Annotated in this window: 23 protein-coding genes; 5 read left to right on the forward strand and 18 right to left on the reverse strand. The window is 71.9% G+C overall.

What is annotated here, in order from left to right; genetic code table 11:
* Positions 1-3 precede the first annotated feature (3 nt).
* The 4 genes from fusA to AC3IPY_RS15380 all read right to left on the reverse strand — a co-directional run bounded on the left by fusA (position 4) and on the right by AC3IPY_RS15380 (position 4,066).
* The gene (gene fusA / locus AC3IPY_RS15365; RefSeq protein ID WP_489185134.1) at positions 4-2,118 is read right to left on the reverse strand and encodes an elongation factor G; all 2,115 of its coding nucleotides are present in this window, start codon (positions 2,116-2,118) and stop codon (positions 4-6) included.
* Positions 2,119-2,201: 83 nt separating this feature from the next.
* Positions 2,202-2,672, reverse strand: a complete 471-nt coding sequence (rpsG, locus tag AC3IPY_RS15370) for a 30S ribosomal protein S7 (protein WP_055860217.1) — start codon at positions 2,670-2,672, stop codon at positions 2,202-2,204.
* The gene (rpsL, locus tag AC3IPY_RS15375; protein ID WP_022889720.1) at positions 2,672-3,046 is read right to left on the reverse strand and encodes a 30S ribosomal protein S12; all 375 of its coding nucleotides are present in this window, start codon (positions 3,044-3,046) and stop codon (positions 2,672-2,674) included. The genes rpsG and rpsL overlap by 1 nt, the downstream gene beginning before the upstream one ends.
* 372 nt (positions 3,047-3,418) lie before the next feature.
* The gene (locus tag AC3IPY_RS15380) at positions 3,419-4,066 is read right to left on the reverse strand and encodes a spermidine/putrescine ABC transporter substrate-binding protein (RefSeq protein WP_489185135.1); all 648 of its coding nucleotides are present in this window, start codon (positions 4,064-4,066) and stop codon (positions 3,419-3,421) included.
* An 81-nt stretch (positions 4,067-4,147) separates the two neighbouring features.
* Here AC3IPY_RS15380 and AC3IPY_RS15385 point away from each other — a divergent pair, with 81 nt between their 5' ends.
* Complete coding sequence (locus AC3IPY_RS15385; RefSeq protein ID WP_489185136.1) at positions 4,148-4,789, forward strand: YigZ family protein; 642 nt, start codon at positions 4,148-4,150, stop codon at positions 4,787-4,789.
* An 11-nt stretch (positions 4,790-4,800) separates the two neighbouring features.
* Here the strand turns inward: AC3IPY_RS15385 and AC3IPY_RS15390 are convergent, their stop codons facing one another.
* The 9 genes from AC3IPY_RS15390 to AC3IPY_RS15430 form a co-directional block, all read right to left on the reverse strand.
* Positions 4,801-5,277, reverse strand: coding sequence for a DUF6121 family protein (locus AC3IPY_RS15390; RefSeq protein WP_489185137.1), 477 nt, complete (start codon positions 5,275-5,277; stop codon positions 4,801-4,803).
* Positions 5,278-5,336: 59 nt separating this feature from the next.
* Complete coding sequence (locus AC3IPY_RS15395) at positions 5,337-5,678, reverse strand: hypothetical protein (RefSeq protein ID WP_489185138.1); 342 nt, start codon at positions 5,676-5,678, stop codon at positions 5,337-5,339.
* Complete coding sequence (locus tag AC3IPY_RS15400; protein ID WP_489185139.1) at positions 5,678-6,547, reverse strand: T6SS immunity protein Tdi1 domain-containing protein; 870 nt, start codon at positions 6,545-6,547, stop codon at positions 5,678-5,680. Before AC3IPY_RS15400 ends, AC3IPY_RS15395 begins: the two co-directional genes overlap by 1 nt.
* Positions 6,548-6,686: 139 nt before the next feature.
* Complete coding sequence (locus AC3IPY_RS15405; RefSeq protein WP_489185140.1) at positions 6,687-7,055, reverse strand: hypothetical protein; 369 nt, start codon at positions 7,053-7,055, stop codon at positions 6,687-6,689.
* Positions 7,056-7,103: 48 nt separating this feature from the next.
* Positions 7,104-7,391: a hypothetical protein gene (locus AC3IPY_RS15410; protein WP_489185141.1), complete on the reverse strand. Its 288-nt coding sequence runs from the start codon at positions 7,389-7,391 to the stop codon at positions 7,104-7,106.
* Positions 7,392-7,401: 10 nt separating this feature from the next.
* Positions 7,402-12,942, reverse strand: a complete 5,541-nt coding sequence (locus AC3IPY_RS15415) for a polymorphic toxin type 15 domain-containing protein (RefSeq protein ID WP_489185142.1) — start codon at positions 12,940-12,942, stop codon at positions 7,402-7,404.
* Positions 12,943-12,988: 46 nt separating this feature from the next.
* A complete protein-coding gene (locus tag AC3IPY_RS15420) occupies positions 12,989-13,300 on the reverse strand; it encodes a WXG100 family type VII secretion target (RefSeq protein ID WP_489185143.1) in 312 nt (103 codons plus the stop codon).
* The gene (locus AC3IPY_RS15425; RefSeq protein WP_489185144.1) at positions 13,293-13,940 is read right to left on the reverse strand and encodes a WXG100 family type VII secretion target; all 648 of its coding nucleotides are present in this window, start codon (positions 13,938-13,940) and stop codon (positions 13,293-13,295) included. Before AC3IPY_RS15425 ends, AC3IPY_RS15420 begins: the two co-directional genes overlap by 8 nt.
* Before the next feature lie 64 nt (positions 13,941-14,004).
* Positions 14,005-14,298 (reverse strand): WXG100 family type VII secretion target, encoded by a 294-nt coding sequence (locus AC3IPY_RS15430; RefSeq protein ID WP_056010942.1) that lies wholly within the window; start codon positions 14,296-14,298, stop codon positions 14,005-14,007.
* 172 nt (positions 14,299-14,470) lie between these two features.
* Here AC3IPY_RS15430 and AC3IPY_RS15435 point away from each other — a divergent pair, with 172 nt between their 5' ends.
* Both AC3IPY_RS15435 and AC3IPY_RS15440 read left to right on the forward strand, forming a co-directional pair.
* Positions 14,471-15,091, forward strand: a complete 621-nt coding sequence (locus AC3IPY_RS15435; RefSeq protein WP_489185145.1) for a hypothetical protein — start codon at positions 14,471-14,473, stop codon at positions 15,089-15,091.
* Positions 15,091-15,837 (forward strand): hypothetical protein, encoded by a 747-nt coding sequence (locus AC3IPY_RS15440; RefSeq protein WP_489185146.1) that lies wholly within the window; start codon positions 15,091-15,093, stop codon positions 15,835-15,837. Before AC3IPY_RS15435 ends, AC3IPY_RS15440 begins: the two co-directional genes overlap by 1 nt.
* A gap of 72 nt (positions 15,838-15,909) precedes the next feature.
* Here AC3IPY_RS15440 and AC3IPY_RS15445 read toward each other — a convergent pair whose 3' ends face one another.
* The 3 genes from AC3IPY_RS15445 to AC3IPY_RS15455 all read right to left on the reverse strand — a co-directional run bounded on the left by AC3IPY_RS15445 (position 15,910) and on the right by AC3IPY_RS15455 (position 22,075).
* Complete coding sequence (locus tag AC3IPY_RS15445) at positions 15,910-16,530, reverse strand: FHA domain-containing protein (protein WP_489185147.1); 621 nt, start codon at positions 16,528-16,530, stop codon at positions 15,910-15,912.
* Between the two features lie 63 nt (positions 16,531-16,593).
* On the reverse strand, positions 16,594-20,925 hold the full coding sequence (locus AC3IPY_RS15450; RefSeq protein ID WP_489185148.1) for a type VII secretion EssC family protein: 4,332 nt from the start codon (positions 20,923-20,925) through the stop codon (positions 16,594-16,596).
* Between the two features lie 61 nt (positions 20,926-20,986).
* Positions 20,987-22,075 carry a hypothetical protein gene (locus AC3IPY_RS15455; protein ID WP_489185149.1) on the reverse strand — a complete coding sequence of 363 codons (1,089 nt, stop codon included), beginning with the start codon at positions 22,073-22,075 and terminating at the stop codon, positions 20,987-20,989.
* 112 nt (positions 22,076-22,187) lie between these two features.
* Here AC3IPY_RS15455 and AC3IPY_RS15460 point away from each other — a divergent pair, with 112 nt between their 5' ends.
* Positions 22,188-22,736 carry a hypothetical protein gene (locus AC3IPY_RS15460; RefSeq protein WP_489185150.1) on the forward strand — a complete coding sequence of 183 codons (549 nt, stop codon included), beginning with the start codon at positions 22,188-22,190 and terminating at the stop codon, positions 22,734-22,736.
* Positions 22,736-23,521: a hypothetical protein gene (locus AC3IPY_RS15465; protein ID WP_489185151.1), complete on the forward strand. Its 786-nt coding sequence runs from the start codon at positions 22,736-22,738 to the stop codon at positions 23,519-23,521. Before AC3IPY_RS15460 ends, AC3IPY_RS15465 begins: the two co-directional genes overlap by 1 nt.
* A gap of 268 nt (positions 23,522-23,789) precedes the next feature.
* Here the strand turns inward: AC3IPY_RS15465 and AC3IPY_RS15470 are convergent, their stop codons facing one another.
* Positions 23,790-24,983 (reverse strand): hypothetical protein, encoded by a 1,194-nt coding sequence (locus tag AC3IPY_RS15470; protein WP_489185152.1) that lies wholly within the window; start codon positions 24,981-24,983, stop codon positions 23,790-23,792.
* A gap of 134 nt (positions 24,984-25,117) precedes the next feature.
* The gene (locus AC3IPY_RS15475) at positions 25,118-25,930 is read right to left on the reverse strand and encodes a hypothetical protein (protein ID WP_489185153.1); all 813 of its coding nucleotides are present in this window, start codon (positions 25,928-25,930) and stop codon (positions 25,118-25,120) included.
* Position 25,931 lies beyond the last annotated feature (1 nt).

Genomic DNA, 25,931 nt, shown 5'->3' on the forward strand with positions numbered 1-25,931 from the left:
GGGCTACTCGCCCTTGTTCTTCTGGACGATCTCGTCGGCGACGACCTTCGGGACCTCCGCGTAGCTCTCGAACTCCATCGAGTACACCGCACGGCCCGAGGTCTTGGACCGCAGGTCACCGATGTAGCCGAACATCTCCGAGAGCGGGACGTGCGCACGCACGACCTTCACGCCTGCGGCATCCTCCATGGACTGGATCTGGCCGCGACGCGAGTTCAGGTCGCCGATGACATCGCCCATGTACTCCTCGGGAGTACGGACTTCGACGCTCATCAGCGGTTCGAGCAGGACGGGGTTCGCCTTGCGAGCGGCTTCCTTGAAGCCCATGGAGCCGGCGATCTTGAACGCCATCTCGGAAGAGTCAACGTCGTGCGCGGCACCGTCGAGGATCGACGCCTTGACGCCGACCATCGGGTAGCCGGCGAGGATGCCGTACTGCATGGCGTCCTGGAAGCCGGCGTCGATCGAGGGGATGTACTCGCGAGGAATGCGACCACCGGAGACCTTGTTCACGAACTCGTAGGTCTTGTCGCCCTCGATCTCCATGGGCTCCAGCGCGAACTGGATCTTCGCGAACTGGCCCGAGCCACCGGTCTGCTTCTTGTGCGTGTAGTCGTGCTTCTCGACGGCGCGCTTGATGGTCTCGCGGTACGCGACCTGGGGCTTGCCGACGTTGGCCTCGACGTTGAACTCGCGCTTCATGCGGTCGACGAGGATGTCGAGGTGCAGCTCGCCCATGCCCTTGATGACCGTCTGACCGGTCTCCTGGTTCTGCTCGGTGCGGAACGTCGGGTCCTCTTCGGCGAGCTTCTGGATCGCGGTGCCCAGCTTCTCCTGGTCGGCCTTGGTCTTCGGCTCGATGGCGACCTCGATGACGGGCTCGGGGAAGGTCATCGACTCGAGCACGACCTGGTTGTTCGGGTCGCACAGCGTGTCACCGGTCGTCGTGTCCTTCAGACCGATGACGGCGTAGATGTTGCCGGCGGTCACCGAGTCGACCGGGATCTCCTTGTTGGCGTGCATCTGGAAGATCTTTCCGATGCGCTCCTTCTTGCCCTTGGTCGAGTTGATGATCTGGGCGCCGCTGTCGAGGCGACCGGAGTAGACGCGCACGTAGGTGAGGCGACCGAAGAACGGGTGCACCGCGACCTTGAAGGCGAGCGCGGTGAAGGGCTCGGTCGCGTCGGCGTGACGCATGACGACCTTCTCCTCGTCGCGAGCGTCGTGCGCCTCGATGGCGGGCACGTCGAGCGGCGACGGGAGGTAGTCGATGACGGCGTCGAGCATCGGCTGCACGCCGCGGTTCTTGAACGCCGAACCGCAGAGCACGGGGTAGATCTCGCCGTTGACGGTGAGCTTGCGGATCGCGGCCTTGATCTCGGCCACGGTCAGCTCTTCGCCGCCGAAGTACTTCTCCATGAGGTCGTCGCTCGTCTCGGCGACGGCCTCGAGCAGCGCGGTGCGGTACTCGGCGGCCTTCTCGACGAGGTCGGCGGGGATCTCTTCGATGGCGTACTTGGCGCCCATCTCGACGTCACCCTTGGCGTCGCCGCGCCACGTGAGCGCGCGCATCTCGACCAGGTCGACGACACCCTCGAAGCTCGACTCGGCGCCGATCGGCAGCTGCAGCACGAGCGGCTTGGCGCCCAGGCGGCTGACGATGGTGTCGACGGTGTAGTAGAAGTCGGCGCCCAGCTTGTCCATCTTGTTGACGAAGCAGATGCGGGGCACTTCGTACTTGTCGGCCTGACGCCAGACGGTCTCGGACTGGGGCTCGACGCCCTCCTTGCCGTCGAAGACGGCGACGGCACCGTCGAGCACGCGGAGCGAGCGCTCGACCTCGACCGTGAAGTCCACGTGGCCGGGGGTGTCGATGATGTTGATCTGGTTCTTGTTCCAGTAGCAGGTCACGGCGGCGGACGTGATCGTGATGCCGCGCTCCTTCTCCTGCTCCATCCAGTCGGTGGTCGAGGCACCGTCGTGCGTCTCACCGATCTTGTGGTTGACGCCCGTGTAGAACAGGATGCGCTCGGTCGTGGTGGTCTTTCCGGCATCGATGTGCGCCATGATGCCGATGTTGCGGACCTTGTTCAGGTCGGTGAGCACGTCTTGTGCCACGGGGGTTCCTCCGGAGAGTCAGGAAGGGAAGGGGAAGGGAGAGCGGATGCCGCAACGCGCGGCCGCGGCATCCGCTCGGCCTGCTACCAGCGGTAGTGGGCGAATGCGCGGTTCGACTCGGCCATCTTGTGCGTGTCTTCACGACGCTTGACGGCTGCACCGAGGCTGTTGGACGCGTCGAGGATCTCGTTGGTGAGACGCTCGGTCATCGTCTTCTCGCGACGGGCCTTCGCGTAGCTCGTGAGCCAGCGGAGGGCGAGGGTGTTGGCGCGGTGCGGCTTGACCTCGACGGGGACCTGGTAGGTCGAACCGCCGACGCGGCGCGAACGCACCTCGAGGGTGGGGCGGACGTTGTCGAGTGCCTTCTTCAGCACGGTGACGGCGTCCTGGCCGGACTTCGTCGCGACGTTCTCGAGCGCTTCGTAGACGATGCGCTGGGCGAGGTCCTTCTTGCCGTCGACGAGGATCTTGTTGACGAGCTGGCTGACGACCGGCGAGCCGTAGACGGGGTCTGCGACGACGGGGCGCTTCGGAGCGGGTCCCTTGCGAGGCATTACTTCTTCTCCATCTTCGCGCCGTAGCGGCTGCGAGCCTGCTTGCGGTTCTTCACGGCCTGCGTGTCGAGTGCGCCGCGGATGATCTTGTAACGGACACCCGGGAGGTCCTTCACACGACCGCCGCGCACGAGCACCATCGAGTGCTCCTGCAGGTTGTGGCCCTCACCGGGGATGTAGGCGGTGACCTCGGTGCCGTTGGAGAGCTTCACACGTGCGACCTTGCGGAGCGCGGAGTTCGGCTTCTTCGGGGTGGTGGTGTACACACGCGTGCACACGCCGCGCTGCTGGGGGTTGGCCTTCAGGGCGGGAGCCTTGGTCTTGGTGACCTTCGGCGAGCGACCCTTGCGGACCAACTGCTGAATGGTTGGCACTGCTTCTCCTTGTTGGTGCTGCACGGTGACAGCGGTTGATGGATTCACATCACGACCCACCGACCACGCAGATCTGCGTGATCATGTCAGTGGTGGGTATGCCGTGGGGGCGGACCGCAAGATGCGCGGCAGCCCTGAATGAGCACGCCGAAGCGCGCACACCCGATCTATGGTAATGCCGCGTAACGTTCCGGTCAAATGAGAGCGGATGCCGCGGGCCCCTGCCCAGCCGTCTCGCAGGTGCCGCTCAGCTCCCCTGCTCCCCCTCCTGCCGCGAATCGGCGCCCGAGTGCCGAATCGGCGTGCCGGACAGCGCACTCCGGCGCCGAATCGGCACTCGGACGCGTCGATCCTGCACGCGCAGCGCCTGCGTCAGCTCGGCCAGCCCGGCGAGTCGAGCTCGCGGTCGAGGTCGGCGAGCATGTCGGCGACCTGCGGCTCGATGAGCCGCTCGACGGCGTTGCCGATGCGGTAGCGGTGCTGCGCGAGCTCGACGCAGATGCGCCGGCCGAGTTGCTTGGCGAAGTCGTCGGCGAGGCGCACCTCCTCGCGGAGCGCCTCCTTCTCCTGGGGCGTGAACGGTCGGGGCGCCGGCTCCGCCGCCTCGGCCGCGGCCTGCTCCTCGAGCCCGCCGAGGGTGAAGAGGAACGGCTGGTCGGCGATGGGCTCGGGGTCGACGTCGAGCCCGGCGTACTCGGGGTCGAGCCCCTCGCCCGCGCGGTACGGGCGCCGGGCCTTGCGCTCCTCCGCGAGGCGGATCTCGCGGTGCAGCATCGGCAGGTTGCGGGCCGTGTAGTCGTCGACCGCGAGGTCGATGACCCCCTTCATGCGCATCGAGAAGGCGTGCTGCACGGGGTGCGGCACGTCGACGTCGAGTCCGGCGGCCGCGAGGATCGGCGAGCCGAAGCAGCGCTGGCAGAGACGCACCCGTGCCCGGTGCGTGCCCGGTCGCCATCGCGGCAGCCACTGCAGCCAGCGATCGACCTCGTGGCTCACGCGCGCCTCGATCGAACCCTCCACGGAGTTCACGATAGCGCCGCGGGCGCGGCGAGGTCGCGACGCGGCGGTCGACTGGCGCGGCGCCTCGGGGAGAATGGCGGCATGGCCGCGGCATCCGGAAGCTACGAGACGATCGCCGCACGCGTCCAGACCGAGGTCGGGTTCGAGCGGTCGCGCTTCATCTGCACGCTGGCGCGTGTCGGGAGCGAGGATGCCGCGCGCGAGGTGATCGCAGCCGTGCGCGCCGCCGCGCCGAGGGCCCGCCACCACTGCACGGCGTTCCTCATCGGACCGGAGGGCGGGCTCGCGAGGTCGAGCGACGACGGCGAGCCCTCCGGCACGGCGGGGCAGCCCATGCTCGAGGCGCTCCGCGGCGAGGGGCTCTCCGACGTCGTCGCCGTGGTGACGCGGTACTTCGGCGGCGTGCTGCTCGGCACCGGCGGGCTCGTGCGCGCGTACACGGCTTCGGTGCAGGAGTCGGCGCGGGCGGCCACGCGGGTCGTGCGGAGCCTGCGCACGAACGTCGAGGTGCGCGCCGACTACGAGCGGGGCCCGGCGCTCGAGGCCGAGCTGCGCCGGCTCGGGCACGTGCCGTCGCAGGTCGACTACGGCCCCGAGATGCGCATCGAGGTGCCGGTGGCGCCCGCGCAGGTCGCCGCGTTCACCGCCCGCGTCGCCGAGCTCACGGCGGGCGCGGCGCACGTCATGCCGCGGGCGACGGTCTACGTCGACGAACCGGCCTGACGAGGCATCCGTCAATCGGCGTCGTCGTGCTCCCACGGCCAACGGGGCCGGGCCATGCCGTGCTGCCGTCCGCGGGCGACGAGCACCGCGAACACCGCGACGATCGCGGCGGCCACCGGCACGAGCAGGCCGAACCACCCGAGTCCGAACAACGTGCCGAACGCGACCGACTGCATGACCGATCCGGTCGACGAGAGCAGGTGCCCGACGATCGCGACGACGACGAGGGCGAGCCAACTGCCGAACGCCGTGATGACGACGGTCGCCGCCATGCGGTCGGGCCGAACGAGGCGCAGGCCGAGCGTGAGCAGCACGGCGAGCACGGATGCCCCGACCGCGACGGGTGCCACGAGCACGCCGACCTCGGGGTCGGCCACGACCTCGACGTCGGCGAGCAGGCTCACGAAGCCGTAGCCGCACACGACGAGCGCCAGGTCGAGCGCCGCCGCGAACCCCGCGACGACCCAGGCGTTGCGGCGCGGATCCATGCTTCGAGCGTACGCGCGGTTCGGGTGCGCCGGGCCGGTGGGGTGGTGCGCCGCCTCGGTCAGCCGGTGACCGACCAGCCGGGGAACCCGGCGCAGCCGTCGGTGAGGCGGATGAAGCCGTCCTGTTGGTCGGTGAGGATCGCGTAGGACTTGGCCGCGTCGCCGCCCTCGACGGCCTCGGACATGCGGTCGAGCACGCGCAGCCCGGTCGGGAGCCAGTCACGGAGCGCCCCCGACGGCAGGCCGGACGCGTCTTCGGCGAGGATCGCCCGCACGACGCCGATCACGCGCACGAGCTCGGGCACGTCTTGAGACCGGTAGACGGCGGCCATGCTCATCGCGACGAGTTCGGTGACGGGCCGGCGCAGCCGTTCGCAGCGTTCCTCGATGGTGTCGGCCATCAGGCCCTGCCGCCGCGGTCGATGTCGAACTTCTCGAGCGGGGTGCGGACGCCGTCGCGGAACGCGCCCAGCCCCGAATCGAAGCCGACCGCGGACCCGATGAAGAGCACGGACTCGTCGGGGGCGACGAAGATCGTGCCGCCACCGCGAGCGACATGCACGAGGCACACGCCGAGCCCGTCTGGCAGCCGGATCACGTTGAGGGTCGCATCGTCGGTCAGCTTGGCGAACAGGGCGCGCCCGAACGCGACGAGGCGGTCGTCTTCGGGTGCCGAATCCGCGGAGTCCGCCGGCGCCTCGGGCGCGAACTCGAGGATCCGGCGCACCTGAGGGGCGCCGGCGAGCTGGGCGATCACCGCGAGGTGCTCGTAGAGGCCCGCCATCTGCAGGTGCCCGGCGTCGGGCGAACCGCCGAGCGCGAGCAGCGGCACGTAGCCGAAGCACTCCTCGAAACCGGGCACGCCATCGCGGTCGCGGGCGGCGGGATACGGCTCCCACTCCCAGGCCTGCTGCCGCTGCGCCGGGTCTTCGATGCGCGCGACGAGTTCGTCGAAGGTCGTGTCCTGCACGACGTCGATCGCACCCCAGCGGGCCTTCACCACGAGGTAGACCCCGTTCACATGCGCGATGACGTCGCCGAGCGCGGTCGTGAACAACGCCGTGGAGCCCTCTGGCAACTCGAGCACGCCGGCCAGCATCTCGGCCGCGCGTGCGGGGTCGACGACGCGGAAGAAGCCGTCGGCGCCCACGATGCCCGCGCCCTGCGAGCGCCACAGGTCGACGACGCCGTCGGGAACCTGGCCGGCGAATCGGGCGATGGTCTCATCGCTGATCGGCGCGACGGGATCGAAGCTGCGGAACGTCGTCATCGGGGCCTTCCTGCATGATCACGGGCCGGCGGATGCCTCGCGCCGAACCCGAACGGACGGTGGCGGAGCCACCTCGGCGAGTCTACCCATGCCTTGGCACCGGCCAATGGGGAGGTGTGCCCATGCGCACCCGGCCGGTTCAGGCCTCGTCGACCGGGGGCACCTGCACCCCGGCTTCGACGAACGGCGCGACGAGCACCGAGTAGTCCGCCTCGGTGAGCCGGTCGCGATAGCCGACCCCGTGCGCGGCGAACAAGGTGTCGTTGATCGCCGCCGTCAGGGCTCCGTCGCCGATCGGACCCAGTGCCGCTTCGTGGAGGCGGATGGTGTCGCGCACGCGCTTGTCGAGCGAACTGAACTCGGAGGCGGACAGCTTCGCGGCCTTCCTCGCCGCGATGCGGGGCGCGGGGCCGATGCGCCGCCCGATGACGCGAACGGCATCGAACTGCTCAGGCGAGAGATGCGAAACCGTGGCGAGGAATGCCGTGATGGAGGAGTCGGTCGTCACCCCTGAAGCCTACCCACGCCCTCGGCGCGCCTCGTGCATCGTGCTCACTCACTCCGGAACGACGACGGGCGTCATGGCCTTGATCTTGTCGAAGTTGGTGGTGTGCAGGTCGACCCGCACCTCGCCGGAGCGCTTGTCGATGAAGATCGCGGAGTTGTCCCATCGGCCGAACGCCTGGTCGCCGTCGACGAAGAACTCACGCGAACCCCACATCGGAAGGTAATCGTCGGCGTCCTCATGCCAGTCGGTCGCGATGAAGAGCTCGCCGGCGATCGCCGGCGGATGCTCGTCGAAGTATTCGACCAACAGCTTCCTGGCTTCGGATGGACTCACCATGTCTCCAGTCTCACGCACTCGTGCCCTCGTGACCAATCCCGGAGCCGCTTGCTCCGGCGCTGGGCGACGGCGGCTCGTACGTGGCCTTGAACCGATCGAGCCCCATCGCCAGACGGTCGTTCTGTGCCAGCAACGCCTTCTTCTCCCCAGCGGCACGGCGTCGATCCGCCTCGCCGGCGTTCGGGTCGGCGATGATCTGCTCGCGTTCGGCGATCAGCTCGGCGTTGCGGGCCTGCCAACGTTCATTCGCCGCGATCTCGCGCTGGACCATCTCGTGTGGCGGTGTTGCGGAGTCCGTACGCCAATCGACCATCAGCTGGTACTCGGCCGTGTTCCAGCGCTTCGAGGTCTTGACGACCTCGGCTGTGGGCACCAGGTCGTCGACCCGCAGCACCGAGATGTCCTTCCACGCCGCGGAGGCGGGGTCGAACTGCAGTTCGTCGAGATACTCGCGCGCATCCGGCTTGTCGACCTGGGCGTCGACCAGCCGTACGCCGTCGGCCTCCTTGACGATCGTGAAGACGTGACCGCCACCGGTCTTCCACATGCCTCCGATGAACCCACGACCGCCGATGTCCCATGTTGCGGTGAGGGCATCGAGCGCATCGGCCGCCGAGCCGGTGCCGAACTGGCTCAGCGGCGTGAACTCGCGCCGAGTCCCGTCCTTCTGAACCCAATCGGCCGCGATCTGCGACGGCATCCGTCCTTCGAACGCGTCGTCCCAGGCCCCCGTCTTCGGGTTGCTGGCGACGCTCTGCACGGTCGGACTGGCGACCACGTCGTACCCGCGGAGGCGAAGCTCCAGCGCGTTCACGACGTAGTGGCAATTGTTGCCGAACCGCCCTCGATCCGACCAGAGACCCGCCTGGTTGACCCATCGGACCGCGTCGGCCCTGGACTCGGGCGCCGCGAGGCGATCGAAGTTCGCATCGAGACCGGGGTGGAACATGGTCGACGGCACCGTGGGCTGGGCAGTTGCTGCGGCATCCGGCCCGCCGTCGCCGTGTGTCGGTTCGACCGTGCCTTCGGTCCCGAACACGGGCTCGGAGCCCTCGGAGCTCTCGTCGGGGGTCGCGGAGAGCTCATCGGCGGCGTCTGCGGCGGGATCCGCGTGGGCGTCTCCGGCGAGATCCGCGTGGGCGCCTGCGTCTGCGTCGACCCGATCGCCGGACGAGCCGTCACGGGTGACGTCGCGGACATCCGCGCTCGCTGTTTCACCACCGGCGTGGCCGATCTCGGCGCTCGATGAGGTCGGCGAAGTCGTGGACGATGCCGTCGGCGAAGTCGTGGACCATGCCGTCGGCGAGGTCGTGGACGATGCCGTCGGCGAGGTCGTGGACGATGCCGTCGGCGAGGCGCCGATCCGCGGCGCCGGGGCCGGCGGCGCGGTCACGGGTCGGGCGGAGGTCAGCGTCGACTGGGACGCGGTCGCCCCGGTCGCGACGTTGTGCGCGCCGAGCTCGACATTGAGCCTGATGTGCGCCCGCAGCTTCGGATCGATGCCGTCGACGGCCGCGTCGACCATGAGGCCCAGGTCGGCGACGCGGGTGCGCCACTGGCTGCCGAGCGAGCTGTTGACCTCGAGGTCTCCTGCACCGTCGAAGCGATCGGCGCGACCGCCGGCGACCTGGTCGGGCCCGTGCAGCACCGCCGGGTTGGTGAACGGAACGCCCAGCGCCTTCAATCGCGTGATGGCCGCCTGCTGCAGTCCCTTCGCCACCCGGTTGTAGCGGTTGTAGAAGTCGACGTTGTGACGCCATTCCGAGACCGTGAGGTTGTTGAGCCCCTGCTGCTGCATGCCCACCTGCCGCTGGAACTCGTTCCAGTCGTGGTCGGGGTTCGAGCGGGTGAAGTCGTCGACGTCGATCGGGTCCTTGAGCGAGTAGGAGCCGTCTTCGTTCTTCACGATCGGCGAGTCCTGCTTGCCCGCCAGCGCGTCGAGCTCCGCCCGGATCTCGGGCGTGAGCTCGGGGATGTCGTAGCCGTTGAACGTGGTGCCGGGTCCGGCGGAGCCGTCTGACGGATGCGTCGGCGCGACCGTCGCGTGGCTCTTCCAGGACGGCCAGCGGCGACCGCTCCGGTCCTCGCCGCCCTCGGCGTCGGTGGACGTCGAGGCGGCATCGGCGGCGCCGCCGTCGACCGCGGCATCCGTGCCGGCGGGCGTTGTCGGGGCGTCGGGCGCGCCGTGCGTCGACGGGTCGACCGCCGAGGCCGGCGAGGTCGTGCCCGAGGCAACGGTCGCGCCAGAGGCATCCGTCGTGCCCGACGCATCCGTCGCGCCAGAGGCATCCGTCGTGCCCGACGCATCCGTCGCGCCAGAGGCATCCGTCGTGCCCGACGCATCCGAGGCATCCGTCGTGCCGGAGGCATCCGTCGTGCCGGAGGCATCCGTCGTGCCGGAGGCATCCGTCGTCGAGGTCGCGTCGACGTCGTAGACGTTGGTTCCGTCGGGGTTGACGACGTGCTCGGGGTGGATCGACGCGTCCCAGTTGGTCGCGAGCGGCTCGTGCGGCGGCCACGGCGAGCGCGTGTCGGTCTGCGAATCGATCGCCCACACGGTCTCGCCGTCGAAGTAGGCGGTCATCCAGTGACCGGCGACGGGCGTCGGCTGGCCGTCGATCATCGCCGTGCGGTCGATGCCGACCACGCAATGCGAGCCGGGGCCGAGCGCGCGCAGGGTCGCGTCGATCTGGGCGGGCGTCGCGGTCGTCTGCGGGAAGCCCGTGCGCGCCTCCATCTCGGCGATGCCGAGCGTTCCGGTGCCGGCCTCGGAGACCGGGTTGCCGTTGAGGTAGTCGAAGTAGTTGGCGCTGGTGTTGCCGCAGTTCGTCGCGTACCCGTTCTCGGGGTCGGACGGGTCGTAGTTCGGGTTGATCTCGCCGCGGGCCTGGTCGACGTCGGCGAGGCTGCGCTCGCTCGAGGCGTGCGGCTTCGGCTGGGCGGGCGGGTTGCCTGCCGCGGCGCCGTTCGGACCGCCCGCCGTGCCGGTCGAGAGCAGCGAGGGCTTGAACGCGAGGGCCGCGGCACCCGCTGCGGCCGCGCCACCCGCGGCGGCGGCGTCTTCAGGTGCGATGGCGTCTGCATCGAGGGCGTCGGATGCCTCGCCGTCGGCCGCTTCGGCATCGGATGCCTCGCCGGAACCGTGCTCGTCTGCGGTCGATGCGTCGGCGGCATGGGCGGGATCGACACCGTCGGCGCCCGTCACCGCGTCGGCGGATGCCGCGATGTCGGCGGCGGAGGGCGCCGCCACGGCCGCGCCGACCGGCTGGTCGGACGCGTCGGCGGTCCCGGAGTCCGTGCCGACGTCGGATGCCACGGCATCGGCGGATGCCGCGATGTCCGATGCGGTCGGTGCGTCGATGTCGGCCAGGGCGTCGACCTGCGCGGCCGCATCGGCCGCGGGTGCGTCGGCGTGCGCCGGCGCGTCGCCGGCCGGGGCGTCGGCGTGCGCGGGTGCATCGGCGGCAGGCGCGTCGGCGATCGGGGCATCCGCGTGAACGGGCGCGTCGGCGTGCGCCGGAGCATCGGCGTGCGCCGGAGCATCTGCAGCAGGGCCGTCGGCGTGAGCAGGTGCGTCGGCGTGCGAGGGCGCATCAGCGTGTGCGGGAGCATCCGCGTGAGCAGGGCCGTCGGCATGCGAGGGCGCATCAGCGTGCGCGGGAGCATCCGCGTGAGCAGGAGCGTCCGCGTGCGTCGGCGCATCAGCGTGAGCAGGAGCATCAGCGTGCGTCGGCGCATCAGCGTGAGCAGGAGCATCAGCGTGCGTCGGCGCATCAGCGTGAGCAGGAGCATCAGCGTGAGCAGGAGCATCCGCGTGAGCAGGAGCATCCGCAACCGGCGCGTCGGCATGCGCCGGAGCGTCGACGCTCGGGGCATCCGCCGTCGAACCGCCGTTGCTCAGGTCGACGCCGCCGGCATCGACCGCACCCGGCAGGTCGACCGAGCCGCCGCCGTCGCCGCTCGCGCCGGCGCCGTCGGCACCGCCCGAACCGGGCGTCGGGGCGTCGTTCGACACCTCGACGGCACCGCCGCCACCGGACGTGCTCGAACCGCCGCCGCCCGAACCCGGGGTCGGGGCATCCGACGGCACGTCGACCGATGCGCCACCACCGGGGGTGCCCGCGGTCGCGTTGGTGCCCGTGCCCGACGGGATGCCGCTGGTGTCGATGTCGTGCACCGACCCCGGCGCGCCCGAGCCACCGGGCGTCGACGGCGACGAGGGGCTGTGCCCGTGCCCGCCGCCGGGCCGGCCCGCGAGCGCGCCGCCGAGCAGTGCGCCCGCCGCCATGGCCGACAGCGGCTGGAACGGCTGACCGGACAGGCCGGACTCCGCCAGGCCCGAGGCGAGTCCGTCGACCGCACCGCCGCCGGTCTCGACGGCGATGTGCGTGACCCGCCGCAAGCCGTTGGAGGCCACGCCGCCCGTCAACCGCGCACCGGCACCGGAGACGCCGGCGCCTGCGGCACCGCCGACCGCCGCCGACAGCGCCGCGGTCAGCACGTTCTGCGGCTGGTAGTTCGGGTCGAGCGCTCCGCGCACGGTGTTGAACGACACCGTCGTGATGCCGCTCGCGAGGCCCGCCGAGATCGACTCCTTCGCCACCCGGATGCCGCCGCGGATCGCCATGCGCGCGGCGCGCAGCGCCATCATGATGATCGTGCGCAGCTTCTTGCACAGCAGCGAGATCTTGATCGCCCAGCGCACGACCGTGGTCATGATCTTCGCCGCCATGGCCGCGGCACCGGCGCCGAAGGTGACCATGCCGAGCAGCGCGCCGATGCCGATCTCGATGCCGATCTCGATCGCCATCTGGGCGATGAACCAGCCGATCTCCTCCCACGCCTGGTCGATCGCGTCGATCATGCCCCGCGCGAAGCCCGACATCGACGTCGCCGACTCGGCCACCTTGCCGAACGACGAACCGAGCGAGCGCTGGCACGAGAGCATGCTGTACTTCTGCGGGAAGGTCATGGACGAGGCGTTCGTGAACGCGCTGTCGACGCGCGACTGCGCACGCGTCATCGCGCCCGACAGCTCGCTCCACGCCGATTCGGCGTTCGAGAGCTTGCCCCGGTCGGCCGACGGCAGCACGACGCCGAGCGTCGCCAACGCGTCTTTCAGGAAGTGGCCGAACTCGCCGAGCGGCCCCTCCGGCCCCTTGCCCAGCGACGTCGGCACCGACGCCGTGGGCGGGATCACCGTCGGGTTCTCTTCGGGGATGCGCGACGACGAGGCGGGCTTGAACGCCCCCACCAGCTGGGCACCGTCGTACGCACGGCCGGTGTTGCCCAACGCGGCATCCACGATGCGAAGCGCGTTCGCCAGGCCGAGCGCCGACTTCATCACGTCGACGGAGTACTGGTCGTAGCCGGGCTCGCCGTCTTGGCCGTGCGCGAAGACCTCGGCCGACTCGTCGTCGCCGGCCATGCCGCCCGTGCCGCCCAAGGCGGACTCGCATGCCCGAACCGCCTGCGACACGGACTGCGCGATCGAGAACAACGCAGTGCCGTCGGCGGCGAGCCGTGCAGCATCCAACTGAACGTGCGACATGAGTCTCCCGAGCTCCTGAGTGATGAAGGGTTGAGAAAAAAGAGGGTCAGCCGCTGAGGCCGGACGCGAGCTTGGTCCAGGACTCGTCGAGCGACTCGATCGTCTCGGTGTAGGCCTTGTGGGCGCCGTCGACCTGATCCTGCAGGCCCTCGGCCGCCTGGGCCATGGCCTCGGCGCCGAGCTGCCACTTCTCGAACATGCTGAGGAAGTTGCTCATCGCGGGCCCCTGCCACTCGGCGGGCAGCATGTAGGCGAACCCGCTCGCGCCCTGCTTGAGCGCCGTGCAGTACGTGACGAGCTCGCCGAGCATGTCGGCGAGCGCCTTGAGGTCGGCCGTGTCGGCCTGCTGCTCAGACATTCTTTCCCCCAGTGCCGGATGATGCGTCGATGTCGGGCACCTCGGCGATGTGCACCGGCGCCACGCCCTCGACGACGGCCGGCTCGCCGTCTTCGCCGAGGCGGAACACGCCCTCGCCGATCGAGTCGTCGTCGCCGTCATGGTCGCTGTCGCCCGAGCCGCCGCCGGTCGCCTGCCCGGTGCTCTTGCGGGCGCCGAGCATGCCGCCGCCGTAGAGCTCGTTCTCGCCGTCGCCGGCGTAGTCGCGGCCGAAGAACTCCGCCATGTCCTCGGCGCGCTCCTCGCCCCGATCGACCACGGCGCCGAGCTTGCCCGAGTTCGACCGCATCGCGGCGACCGAGGGCGCGCGGCCGTTGAACGAGCGCTGCACGCCGGATTCGTTCTGCGTGTACGAGCCGTCAGCGGTGATGAGCCCCGTCTGCAGCGCGGCGAGCGACTGGCGCACGAACCCCGCGGTGGTCATGAACGTCGCCCAGCCCTCGGCGAAGCTGTCGGCGTCGTCGCCCTTCCAGGTGACGTCGACCGTGCGCTTGACCTGCGCGTCGACGGTCGACAGGTTGGTGTCGAACGTCGCCAGCACGGTGCCGAGCAGCGCAGCCACCTCGCTGAGCGCTGTCGCGCGGACTCTGAATGAGACCACCGGAACCCCTTTCGAGCGGATGGGCGCCGGGGGCGTTGGACCCCGGCGCCCCCGTCAGCGATTGTCAGCCGTTGAACGTACCGGCGATGGCGTTCTCGCTGTCTTCGTACGACAGCGCAGCCTGGTTGAGCAGGTCGCTGATGCCCTGGAGCGACTCCTTGAGCTGCAGGCCGGCCTGGTCCCACTGCGAGTAGAGCTCGTTGAAGCTCTGCGACGCCGTGCCGGACCAGTCGCCGGAGATGAGCCCCTCGACGAGCGACTTCAGGTTCGACAGCTGCGATTCGATGGACTGCGAACCGCTCGAGAGCTGCCCGGCGACGCCGGCGAGCGAGTCGGACGTGACGCGGATCTCCGCCATGATGTTCCTCCGTTGAGTGGATGCCTCGTGTGAGCACGTGTGCGGAGCCTCGACTCCGATTCCCGTGCGACGATCACGTTACCCGCTGAGCCGCGAGAATCCGATGGGGAGGACTCCCCGTGCACGGAGTAGGTACAGTCGAGGCATCCGCTCTCCGACCGAAAGGCCGTCCGTGCGCCCTGACGACGCCACCCTCGCCGCCCGCCCGCAACTGTTCCGGTACGCGCGCGCCGTCGCGCCGACCGTGGTCTTCGCGATCCTGTCGCTGCTCGCCGTCGTGGGCCTCGTGCTCGTGCTCGCGAACTTCGAGGCGATCCGCGACGACGCGAGCGACATGACCGGTCGACGCTCCGGCCTGCGCGGCATCGTCGCTCCGGGGCTCGTGGTGCTCGCGGCCTTCTTCGCGGTCGCGTTCGCGTGGGTCGCGATCGCCGGCTCGCACCGGTGGCAGCGCGTCGAGACGGGCACGGGCCTGAAGGCCAGGCATTTCCTGGTCTCGGGCGGGTCCGACGTCGCCGACGCCATGCACGCGAAGTTCGCGACGGGCGACCCCGCGCAGTACCTCCCGGTGCCGAACCACAAGAAGGGCGGCATCCGCGTGGCGGTCTACCGGGCCGACGCCGATCGGCTCGCCTACGTGACCATCCAGATGGGCAAGGGGGCGGATGCCACGGCCTGGCCCCTCATCACGATGCGCGATCGCGCGTTCGTCGACCTCAAGCGCCTCGCTCCCGACGACTTCTCGCGACGCCCGAGCGGTGCAGGCTCGATCGATCCGAACCTGCTCGGCTGATGTCGTTCGACCAGTCCCCCGCCCCGGCGCGCTTCCAGGCGCTCGTCGACCCGGTGAAGGCCGACACGGCCCGGCGATGGAACACCGGGTTCATCGTGACGGGCGTGATCCTGCTCGCCGCCGCGATCGCCGGCATCGCCGTCATGCTCGCCACCGGGTTCGGCTCGTGGTTCACGATCACCCTCGTCGCCGTGCTCGGCGTGCTGAGCATCTCGCTCATCGTCACGAGCGTGCTGCGCGGGCGCATCCTGCGCCTGCTCGCGGGCTCGGGCGCCGTGGCCTGCTCGATCGACGAGCACGGCGTGGTGCTCGCGAACTCGCCGTTCATCCCGTGGTCCGACGTCGTCTTCGTCGGCGTGCTCAACGACCGCGCGCGCACGGCGCGGCTCCGGGCGGTGCCGGTGTTCGGCTGGTTCGGGTCGCTCGCCCTGAAGGCGGGCAACGGCACGATCCTGTGCGAGATCGCCGTGCGCGACGGCGAGGCCCTGCGGGCCGGCATCGCCGACCGGGGCGCCGCCAAGCGCGTCAGCCTCTACGCGCGCTGGGCCGACGGTCACCGCCGCGGCCTGCTGCCGTTGCTGCTCGACTCCGTGCTGTCCGAAGCGACGAGCCAGGCCGTCGTGCGGGCGCTCTTCACCGAGGCGCAGGCCCGCGGCATCCCGTTCTCGATGCACGAATCGACGTTCGGCTTCATGAAGTGGAAGGGCCCGCAGCTGGAGCCCGACTGGCCGACCGAGCTGAGCTGAGCGGTCGGCACGAACCGGCTGAGCCGACTGACCCTGCCCGGCCGAGCCGACCGAGCCGAACGAACCGGCTGATCAGGCCGGGCGGATCTCGAACGAGAGGTCGCCGAGCCAGACCGTGTCGCCGACGGATGCCTCGACCCGCGTTCCGGCGGACTCGAGCTGCTGCATGCGGCCGCCGCGCTCGAGGCGCGCCCCGTTCGCCGAACCGGCGTCGCCGACGTGGATGCGCCCGTCGGCCAGGTCGAGGAAGAGGTGCACGCGCGACACCGACCGGGTGTCGTCTTGCACCTCGACGGCGCGCACGCCCATGGCGAGCGCCGTGTCGGCGGGCTTGCGCCCGATGACGGCGCTGCCCGAGACGACGACGCGCTGGCCGGTGGAGAACGCGAGCTCGATGCGCTCGATCGCCGCGGGCGCTGCGGGAGCGGGCGTCGCCTGCGCCGCGGCATCGGACCGGGAACCCGGCTGCTGCCAGGGCAGCGAACGCGGCAGCGGCACGGGCGCGACCGCACCGGCGGATGCCCCGGGAACGGGCGCGGGCGCGGCCGTCGGGGTCGCACGCTGCGGCGCAGCGAACTGCGTGGGCACGGGCGGCCGGGCGGCCTGCTGCGGGATGAGCTGGCCGCACTCGACGCAGTACATGCTGTTCGGCTGCAGCGTCGCGTCGCAGTAGACGCAGCGGGCAGAAGCCACGGAGTCGGTCCCTTCCTCGGTCGGGCGTTTCGCCCGGGTCAGTCTACGTGCGTCGCCGGCGGGTCACTGTCGGATGTCGGGCACCCGCACGGGGAGCCAGCCGGCCGGCGTCGTGAACACCGCGGATCCGGGCGTGCCCCGCCCGAGCATGAACTTGGGGATCGGGGATCCGATCGTCTGCGTGCCCATGACGGCGGACTCGGGGCGCAGCACGAGCGCGCGCCGGGCGCGCTTGGCCTCGACGACCGGGCCGCCGAACAGCGTCGACAGCGACTCGGAGTCGGCGGAGACGATGAACGCCGCCCGGTGCTTGGCGCCCGTGAGCGCATGCTCGATCGGCGCGTTCTTGTACTGCTCGGCGTCGTCGACGACGACGGTGACGAACTCGCCGGCCGCGTCGAGCAGTTGCTGGATCGTGCCGGGGTCGGTGTCGCCCGCTGCGACGACCGGGATGCCGTGCCCCGTCGCGACCTCGGTGAGCACCGACTCGCGCGGCGACACCACCAGGAGCGGCGTCTTGCGCCAGGCGAGCTGGTGCACGATCGCGGCGAGCGCCGACGAGCGGCCGGACTTGCGCGGCCCGGCCACGAGCAGGCCGCCCTCGGCGGGCCAGTCGATCGTGAACCGCGAGAGCACGTCGCCGCCGACGGCCACGACCGGTCCGTCGGCCGGGCCCGAGTCGCCGAGCGGCAGGTCGTACGCGGCGGTGAGGGCGAAGTGGCCGGGCAGCGGGTCGACCCGCACGGGCTGCGGCAGGCCGGCGAGCTGCGGGTACTGGTCGAAGTGGTCGTGCACCTGCTCGACGATGCGGCGCAGCGCCGTCGTCTGCGCCTCGCCGCTCGTGTCGCGCACGAGCACCGCGAGCTGCGCCTCCGCGCCGACGGCGCCGAAGAGCACGCGCCCGGGCGGGAGGTCCATCGGCACGTCCTTCGCGAGGATGCCGGCCGTGCGGTAGTCGGAGAGGTCGCGCAGCGGCAGCACGTACTGCTCGTCGATGAACGAGGAGATCTTGTCGCCCGAGATGCCGCGGTCGCCCGTGATGAGCACGCGCACGCCGACCGCGGGGCCCTCGCGCAGCACGCGCATGAACTGGTCGCGGAACGTGACGAGCTGGTCGGCGTTCATGGTCGAGAGCATGCGCTCCCAGCCGTCGACGACGACGATCGCGTACGGCAGCCGCGTCGCCGCGTCGGACTGCGCGCGCTGCTCGGAGATGTGGCCGACGCCGGCGGCCGACAGCACGGCCTGGCGGCGTCCGAGCTCCTCGAGCAGTCGCTGCACGAGCCGCGGCAGGCGGTCGGAGTCGAGCTGGGTGACGACCGCACCGGTGTGCGGGGCGTCGACGAGGGGCAGCAGCGCGCCGTTGCCGAAGTCGATGACGTAGAGGTGCAGGTCGGCGGGCGTGTGCTCCTGCACGAGTTGGGCGAGCATGGTGCGCAGCGCCGTCGTGCGCCCCGAGAGCGAGCCGCCGATGAAGAGCACGTGCGAGTCGGTCTCGATGTTCCAGGTGAGGCTGCGCTGGGACTGCTCGCCCGGCACGTCCTCGAGGCCGAGCACGATCGAGCCCTCGGGCACCGGCTGGTCCTGGAACTTCTCGAGCGGCAGCACGGCCGGCAGCGGCACGAGCCACGGCGACGGGTTCTTCGGGATGCCGAGCTGCTGCGTGGCCGCCGTGATGAGGTTCACGAGGGCGCGCAGGTCGGTGTCGTCGTGGTCGGTGACCTGCGACTGCGAGGACGCCGCCTTGGGGTACTTCGCCGGGAACCCGAGCAGGTCCCACTGCAGCGGCGCCTTGCGCGGCAGCACCTTGACGCTGCGCTGCACCCCCGGGCGGATGCCGGCGACGCGCGCCGTCTGGAAGGCGACGGGGGCCGATGAGGGGCCGGTGCGCACGAATCCGCGACCGGGCGTCGTGGGGCTGATGAGCGCGGCCTCGCCGGAGCCGAGGATGTCGGAGGAGTCGGTGCGGTCGGTCACGCGGAGCGCGACGCGCAGGTTGATGTTCGACTGCATCTCGGGCGTGACGACGCCCGCGGGGCGCTGCGTGGCGAGCACGAGGTTGACGCCGAGCGAGCGGCCGACGCGGGCGATGCGCACGAGCCCGTCGATGAACTCGGGCAGTTCGGTGCGGAGCTCGGCGAACTCGTCGATGACGATCATGAGGCGGGCGAGCCCGCGGCGGGCGGCCGTGTCGGCGTCCCTCGCCCAAGCCGAGTCGACGTCTTTCGCGCCCATGTCGCGCAGCACCTTCTCGCGGCGCTTGAGCTCGGCGTCGAGCGACGCGAGCGCTCGCTCGGTCTCGCGCGCGTCGAGGTTGGTCACCATGCCGACCGTGTGCGGCAGCCGCTCGCAGTCGGCGAACGCCGAGCCGCCCTTGTAGTCGACGAGCACGAAGTTCAGCGCGTCGGGGCGGTTCGCGAGCGCGAGGCTGACCACGAGGGCCTGCAGGAACTCGGACTTGCCCGAACCCGTGGTGCCGGCCACGAGCGCGTGCGGGCCGTCGCGCGAGATGTCGACGGCGAACTCGCCCTCGCCGGTCGCGCCGACGACGACGAACGTGTTGCGCGGCTGCGTCTGCCACCGGCGCACGAGCGGCTCGGGGTCGTCGAGGTCGATCGCGAGCAGGTCGGCGAAGCGCACGGCCGACGGGAGCATGGCGTCGTCGCCGACGCCGCTGACGTGCCGCAGCGAGCAGAGGCTGCGGGCCATCAGCTCGGCGCGCGGCACCGAGAGGCCGTCGAGCAGCACGACGGGGTGGTAGTCGGTGCCGGTCTCGACGCGCGCGACCGCGGGGTCGGAGGGGTCGATCGCGACGACGCTCTTCGCCTCTTCGGGCAGTCGCTCGCGCTCGGTGTCGAGCGCGACGAGGTGGATGCCGTGCGCGGCGCCGTGCTCGAGCAGCTGCACCATGCCGGGCAGCATGCGCAGGCGACGGGCGCCGTCGACGATGACGAGCACGCTGCTCGGCGGCTCCGCGCCGCGCTGGCCGGCGGTGCGCATGCGGAGGTCGAGCAGTTCGGAGAGCTCGCGCAGCCGCTCGCGCCGCGAGTCGTCGGAGTTGCCGACCGAGGCGGCCGCGCCGGCGGGCTGCGCGTGCGGCAGCCACTGCACCCAGCCCCACGCGTCTTCGGCGTCGTCGGGGCAGAGCACGACGAGCTCGGCGTCGCGCGGCGAGCGCAGCGTCGCCCAGCCCGCGACGATGACGCGGGCGAGGCTGCGGGCGGCGTCGACCGGGCCGGCGATGCCGAGCGGGCCCGACCGCAGGTCGGCCGCGACCGGCACGGGCGCGACGCCGACGCGGCGCTCGGTCGTGCGATCTTTGCCGCCGCCCTCGAAGCGCACGTCGAGCCCGACCTCGGTGACGCCGAGCCGCAGTGCGAGCGAGTCGGCGTCGGTGCGCCGGCGCTCCCAGAGCCGGGAGAGCGGGCGGGTCGCGATGTCGAAGAGCACGACGGGGTCGGGCAGGCGGTACCACGACTCGATGCGCTGGCGCTTGGCCAGTTCGCCGATGCGCGCCTCGGTGGCGCGCACGTCGTCGATCCACTGCTGCTCGGTCTTCACGCCCTTGTTCTTGGCCAGCTTGCGGTTGGTCAGGAACGAGCCGATGACCATGATGGGGCTGGCGGCGGCCATGAGCAGCATGATGGGGCGGCCGAACACGACGGCCATGGTCACGCCGAGCACGACCGGGATGATCGCCGAGAGCCACGGCATCGGCGACTGGTCGGGGTCTTCGGGCTTGTCGCCCGGCAGCGCGACCACGGGCTGCTCGGCGGCGGGCCGGATGCGGCTCGGGCGGTTGAACCCCCTGGCCCCGAGCGCGTCGCGGGTGAGGTCGGCGTCGCCGACGGGTGCGATGCCGAGGCGCAGCACGTTGGAGCCCGCCTGCACGAGGTCGGCCGGCACGACGTCGGTCGGCTCGGTGATCACGACGCCGTTGACCCACACCTGGGCTCCGCGCTCGGGGGCGACCGAGGCCGTGACCGGCATCGGGCGCCCGTCGCTGCCCGCGCCGCCCGGCGACACCGTGATCGTCACGTGGTGGGCGAGCAGGGCGGGGTCGGCGATCGAGAGCGAGACGGATGCCCCGTGGCCGATCGTGACCGCGGCGCCGCGGACGATCGGCAGCGAGTCGCCCGAGAACGGGCCGCCGACGAGCTCGAGCCGGAGCCCGCCGGCCGGCGTGTCGGTGTGCGCCGTCTGCGGCACCCGGCCGCCCGAGAGCACGGCGCTGTCGGCGAGTGGCGTCGCCGGGGTCGGCTCGCCGTCGAGCATCGCCTCGGGCACGCCGAGCGCCTCGGCGACCTCGCCGACGGTCGTGCCCTCGTCGACGTCGAGCATCCACGAGCCGGCGGCGTCGCCGGCGCGCTGGTCGAGCGTGAGTCGGAGGCTCATGGGTGCTGCCTTTCGGAGGAGGTCGAGGTGGTGGAGGTGGTCGTGGCGACCTGGCCGGCGGTCATCGGGCGGTGCGATCGAGCACGGCGATGAACGCGTCGAACGGTCCGCCGGTCGCGGGCTGCTCGGCTGGTGCGGGCGGGATGAAGAGGGTCGTGACGGGCTCGCCGTCATCGGCGCCGGTCGGCGCCGACGGCACCGGTCCCGCCTCGGGGAGGCCTGCGTCGGGGTCGGCGCCCGCCGGAACGAGCGTGACGGATCCGGAGGCCTGCTCGCCACCGGCGGCGACCTGGAATCCGAACTGGTCGACCTCGCCCGATCCCGCGTACCGCGCGGTGCCGTCGGCGTCGCAGGCGGCCGCGCCGTGGATCGCGGCTCCGCACGAGACGAACACGACGTCGTCGCCGGCGATCGAGGTCACGAGCGAGGCGAGGTCGATCTCGGCATCGCCCGAGTCGTCGAGCGGCACGGCGACGTCGAGCGCGATGAGCGGGACATCCGCCCGGTAGACGCCCACGGCGATCGTGCCCCGGCCCGTCGTGCCGAACTCGTCGACGACGCCGAAGCCGATCTCGGCGGGCCCGGTGAACGTCGCGGACGCGCGGAACACGAGATGCGTCGGCGTGGCCCACGCGCTGCCGGCCGCGGCCGGTTCGACCCCGACGGCCACCAGGCCTGCGCCGTCGCCGCAGCGCGTGCAGGTCGCCCCGAGGTCGGAGAACGGCACGAGCAGCAGGCTGCCGGATGCCACGGGCCGCACACTCGCGGACGGCGAGGCCTCGGGCGCGGGCGGGGCCGCGAGGGTCACGCGGTAGGCGACGGTCATGGACACCGAGCCGTCGGTCAGCGCGACCGGCAGCACGGTCGTGCCCGCCTCGGGGTCGTAGTCGGGCGCCGACAGCTGGATGTGCTCGGCATCGCATTCGACGACGAGCGGGCTCGCCGCCGACGGACCGGCGCAGTCGGCGATGCGCCACGGCGGCGACGGCTGGATCTCGGCGGTCTCGCGGTACGGGATCTCGATCTCGCCGGCGTTCGACGACTCGGGCGCGGCCTCGTCGCCGGCTTCGGCGGCGGCCCCGGCCACCGGCCGGCCGCCGAGGGCGAGGAGCAGAGCGACGAGCGGCACGACCATGAGGAGCGACCTCATGCGTGCGACGCGACTCACCGTGCTCCTCCCCGTGGGCCCGCCCGCGTTCGGGGGCCGATATAGCATGGTACGCGGTCGGCGCCGCCGGCCGCGGCGACCAGGAGGAACGGCGATGACCGATCGGCTCATGCCACCCTCTGGCCGTGCCGTGCTGGGGCACGCTCCCGGCCAGCCGGCGCTCGGCGAACAGGCCGGCGGCCGTGCGCTCGGGGCCGGCTCGACCGTGCTCCCCGAACTCGCCGAGACGCCCGCGCGCGAACGCAGCTGGTGGCGGCATCCGGCGTTCCTCGTCTCGATGATCCTGACGGTGCTCGCCCTCGGTGCCGCCGCGGCGTGGTTCATCATCTCGATCGTGACCGACGACTCGGTGCGCGTCGACGGGCTCGCGGCATCCGTCGAAGGCGGAAACCTGCACCTCGACTGGGGCGGTCCCGACGCCGCCTACGCGCTCTACGCCGTCGACGCCGACGGCGCGGTCACCGACCTCACGCAACTCGTGCGCGGCACCGAGGCGTGGATCCCGGCCGCGGCCGGCGTCGCCGACGACTCCACCTGCTTCGTCGTGCGGCCCGCCACCGTCACCGCCGAGGTGAGCCTCGACGCGGACACGCTCGACGGCCAGCGCGGGGCCGGGGTCTGCGCGGCCGACGCGGGCGCCTGATGCGACGGGCTCCACTGCGGCCCGCCGCTCGCCGCGCCGCCACCGTGCTCGGCGGCCTGCTCGCCGCGGGGCTCGCCGTGTCGCTGCTCGCCGGATGCAGCAAGGCGCCGCCCCCTCCCTCGCCGCCCGCCGGCGTCGACCTCGGCTCGTTCGACCAGGCCGACGGCAACGGCCTCTGGCTCGTCGCGGGCGACGACATCGCCGCCGAGGTGCTCGCGGCCGTCCGCTCGGCGGGTCCGGTGCATGCGACCGGCACGTTCACCGAGACCACTCGCCCCGACCCCGAGTCCGACCTCGTGCGCGGGCGCGAGCTCACCCTCGACTTCCGCGGCCGCGGCGGCTCGTTCGACGCCCGCGTCGGCTCTGGCGGCACCTCGGCTCGCATCGTCGTCCATGAGGGCACAGCGCATGTGCTCGGCAACGCAGCGTACGCGGAGTCCATCGGCGCGCCCGAGACGGCCGGCGACGTGGTCTGCACGGTCGGCGCCGAGCCCGTCGTCGAGCGATGGGCGCCGATGCTCGACCCGGTCGACCTCGTCTCGACGCTGCTCGGCAGCGGCCCGCTCGCGGTGAGCGATCCGGTCGGCGACGAGGAGGTGCTCGACATCGTGATCGGCGAGGGCGCCGCCGTCGGCGTGCTCACGGTCGAGCGCTACGGACCGCCGCTGCCCCGCGAGTTCACCGCCGCCGACGAGACCGGCGACGCGACGTTCACCTTCGCCGACTGGGGGGCCGACGCCGACCCCGCCTCGGCGGCCGCCGAGCTCGCCTGCCCCGAGGGCTGACGCGACGGGCTGCCGCGCCGGGCCGGGCCCCGGGCCGGGCACCGTCGCGCGCGACGAGCTCGGAACCGCGGTACCGGAGTACCGGGCGCCCTGAGGCGACACGCCTCCGGCCCGCCGGCGCGTCCTGCTCTGGAACCCGGTGCCGAAGTGCCGAAGTGCCGCGCGTCGGGAAGCAACACGTCGCCCGGCCGGGCGGGCCGAGCCAGCCGCCCGGGCGGGGCTGTCCGACCGGGCGGGGCCGGACGGGTCGCGGCCGAGCCCGGCCGGATCAAACGATGGGCTTCGGCCCCGCGGCGAGCTCCCGGTCGTACGCCTCGAGGGCGAGGCGGTTGCGCTCGGTGACGGTGCGACCGCGCGCGGCGATCCAACCGCCGAACCAGATCGGGATCTCGCGGGCGATGACGGCCGCCGCGATGGCGAAGGGATCGAGCCAGCGCTGCGAGATGAACGTGGATGCCTCGTCGAAGGTGAGCGTCCAGGCCTGCACCGTGAGCAGCGATGCGCCGATGTACGAGAAGTAGACGAGCACGCCCACGAGCAGCCCGAAGACGGCGTAGACCCACCACGGGCCGCGGTTCACGATCGCGGCGAGCAGGGCGAAGCCGAGGAGCACCGCGACGACGGGGATCCAGAACACCGCGCTGCCGAGGAAGGACACGAACACGTCGCCCGCCTTGGCCGGATCGCCGCGGCCGAGCAGCAGCAGGTACGAGACCGCCGCGTAGACGAGCGCGAACGCGACCGCGCCGATCGCGGCGACGAGCAGGCCGAACGCCCGGTTGCCCTTCGTCTTGGGCGGCACGGGCGCCTGCACGTAGATGGTCTGCGGCTGCGAGACGACCGGCGGCGTGGCGAGCGTGGCCGCGCCGACCGCGGCGGCGGCGGCCTCGGGTGCCGGCGGCACGTACGTCTCGCGGCGGATGGTCTCGGCCGCGATGGGCTCCGGCAGCGCCTCGGGGGTGTCGCCCGCGGCGTCGAAGTCGTCGTGGTCGAGGGAGACGGGCTCGACCGGCACGGTCGGCTCCGACGGGGTCACGAGCGGTTCCTCGGATGCCACCGCCCCGGCGTTCGCGCGCTGCACGGCCTCGTCGAGTCGGGCGGTGCGGGCCAGCTCGGCCTCGGCTGCGGCGGCGGCCGCATCGGGCTCCGCGGCGACGGGCTCCGGAGGATCGAAGATCGTCGCGGGAGCGGGCTCGGGATCGGACACCTCGTCGACGGGCTCGGGCTCCGGCGCGGCCTGGAAGACGGGCTCGGGCGCGGCATCCGCCACCGGCTCGGCTGCGGGCTCCGCCTCGGCCGGGGCATCCGCGAGGTCGACCTCGTCGGGCGTCGACTCCTCGGGCGCCGCCTCTGCGGCGGCGACGTCGGTCGCGGCATCCGCGGTGCTCGACGCCTCGGTCGCGTCGGCCTCGTCGGCCGGGAACGCGCCGGTGTCGTCGGGGTCCCTCGTCGTGTCGCTCATCATCGCGCTCCTTCCGGGCGCCACGCACCCGCGGTCGGTCGGCCCATGCTAGCAACGGCGACCGCGCGCGCCGGGGAGCGCGCGCGGTGCTTCTGCGAGACATGTGCGGCGAACGGTGCCGCCGGAGGCGAGCCCTACTCCCCCGCGGCCTGCTGCGCGCCGAGGTCGCTCTGCGTGGAGGCGGCCTGGTCGGCGTTCACGAGCGAGAAGATGTAGCCGCCGATGCGCGCCTGGTAGCCGGGGATCTCGGGCTCGACCGGCGGCGGCTCCGAGAAGGTGCCGTCGCCGTTGTCGATCGGCTCGGGCTGGGTCACATCGGGGTCGGCGGCCTCGGCGCTCACCTCGAACTCGTTGACGAGCATGAGGCGCTGCCCGGTCTGCAGCCCGTGCACGAACTCGAGGATGTTCGGGTACGCCCCCGACACCTCGAGGCCGATCTGCATGGTCGCGAAGTTCGCGGGGGTGAGCAGGGCGGATGTCGCGGGCGCGGCCGGGGCGGCCGTCGCAGGCTCGCCCGTGGCATCCGTCGACGCCTCGCCCGGGGTCTCGCCCGAGGCATCCGTCGCCGCATCGGTCGTGCCCTCGGCGGGCGGTGCGACCACGTAGGCGGCCGGGTCGCTCACGGTGATGCGCTCGATCGCGACGCCCGTCGAGGTCGCGAGGGCGTTGAGCTGGTCGATGAACTCGGGCACGCCGGTTCCGGAGGGCACGGATGCCGCGGCGACCTTCCACTCGGCCTGGAGTTCGGTCTCGTTGTCGGCGTCGGCCTCGAGCTGGTCGAGCACGGCCTGCTCGCGCGCGTTCTGGGCGTCGATGCCGACCTGCTGCGCCTGGATCGCCGCGAGCGAGCCGAGCTGCGGCGCGATGCCGACGAACCAGGCGAGCAGCAGGATCGCGACCATCGCCGCGACCGAGCCGATCACCCACATGCGGTTGCGTGCGGTCATG

This window comes from Agromyces sp. GL_144, assembly GCF_057834305.1.

What these genes read in the sequence shown, in the direction of transcription:
- AC3IPY_RS15395 (WP_489185138.1), bottom strand. Translation starts at nt 5,678, where the DNA reads ATGGCCGACACCATCGAGGAACGCTGCGAACGGCTGCGCCGGCCCGTC.
- AC3IPY_RS15385 (WP_489185136.1), top strand. Translation starts at nt 4,148, where the DNA reads ATGGCCGCGGCATCCGGAAGCTACGAGACGATCGCCGCACGCGTCCAG.
- AC3IPY_RS15440 (WP_489185146.1), top strand. Translation starts at nt 15,091, where the DNA reads ATGTCGTTCGACCAGTCCCCCGCCCCGGCGCGCTTCCAGGCGCTCGTC.
- AC3IPY_RS15420 (WP_489185143.1), bottom strand. Translation starts at nt 13,300, where the DNA reads ATGTCTGAGCAGCAGGCCGACACGGCCGACCTCAAGGCGCTCGCCGAC.
- rpsG (WP_055860217.1), bottom strand. Translation starts at nt 2,672, where the DNA reads ATGCCTCGCAAGGGACCCGCTCCGAAGCGCCCCGTCGTCGCAGACCCC.
- AC3IPY_RS15465 (WP_489185151.1), top strand. Translation starts at nt 22,736, where the DNA reads ATGCGACGGGCTCCACTGCGGCCCGCCGCTCGCCGCGCCGCCACCGTG.
- AC3IPY_RS15400 (WP_489185139.1), bottom strand. Translation starts at nt 6,547, where the DNA reads ATGACGACGTTCCGCAGCTTCGATCCCGTCGCGCCGATCAGCGATGAG.
- AC3IPY_RS15450 (WP_489185148.1), bottom strand. Translation starts at nt 20,925, where the DNA reads ATGAGCCTCCGACTCACGCTCGACCAGCGCGCCGGCGACGCCGCCGGC.
- AC3IPY_RS15410 (WP_489185141.1), bottom strand. Translation starts at nt 7,391, where the DNA reads ATGGTGAGTCCATCCGAAGCCAGGAAGCTGTTGGTCGAATACTTCGAC.
- AC3IPY_RS15470 (WP_489185152.1), bottom strand. Translation starts at nt 24,983, where the DNA reads ATGAGCGACACGACGAGGGACCCCGACGACACCGGCGCGTTCCCGGCC.
- AC3IPY_RS15430 (WP_056010942.1), bottom strand. Translation starts at nt 14,298, where the DNA reads ATGGCGGAGATCCGCGTCACGTCCGACTCGCTCGCCGGCGTCGCCGGG.
- AC3IPY_RS15455 (WP_489185149.1), bottom strand. Translation starts at nt 22,075, where the DNA reads ATGAGGTCGCTCCTCATGGTCGTGCCGCTCGTCGCTCTGCTCCTCGCC.
- AC3IPY_RS15460 (WP_489185150.1), top strand. Translation starts at nt 22,188, where the DNA reads ATGACCGATCGGCTCATGCCACCCTCTGGCCGTGCCGTGCTGGGGCAC.
- AC3IPY_RS15390 (WP_489185137.1), bottom strand. Translation starts at nt 5,277, where the DNA reads ATGGATCCGCGCCGCAACGCCTGGGTCGTCGCGGGGTTCGCGGCGGCG.
- AC3IPY_RS15475 (WP_489185153.1), bottom strand. Translation starts at nt 25,930, where the DNA reads ATGACCGCACGCAACCGCATGTGGGTGATCGGCTCGGTCGCGGCGATG.
- AC3IPY_RS15415 (WP_489185142.1), bottom strand. Translation starts at nt 12,942, where the DNA reads ATGTCGCACGTTCAGTTGGATGCTGCACGGCTCGCCGCCGACGGCACT.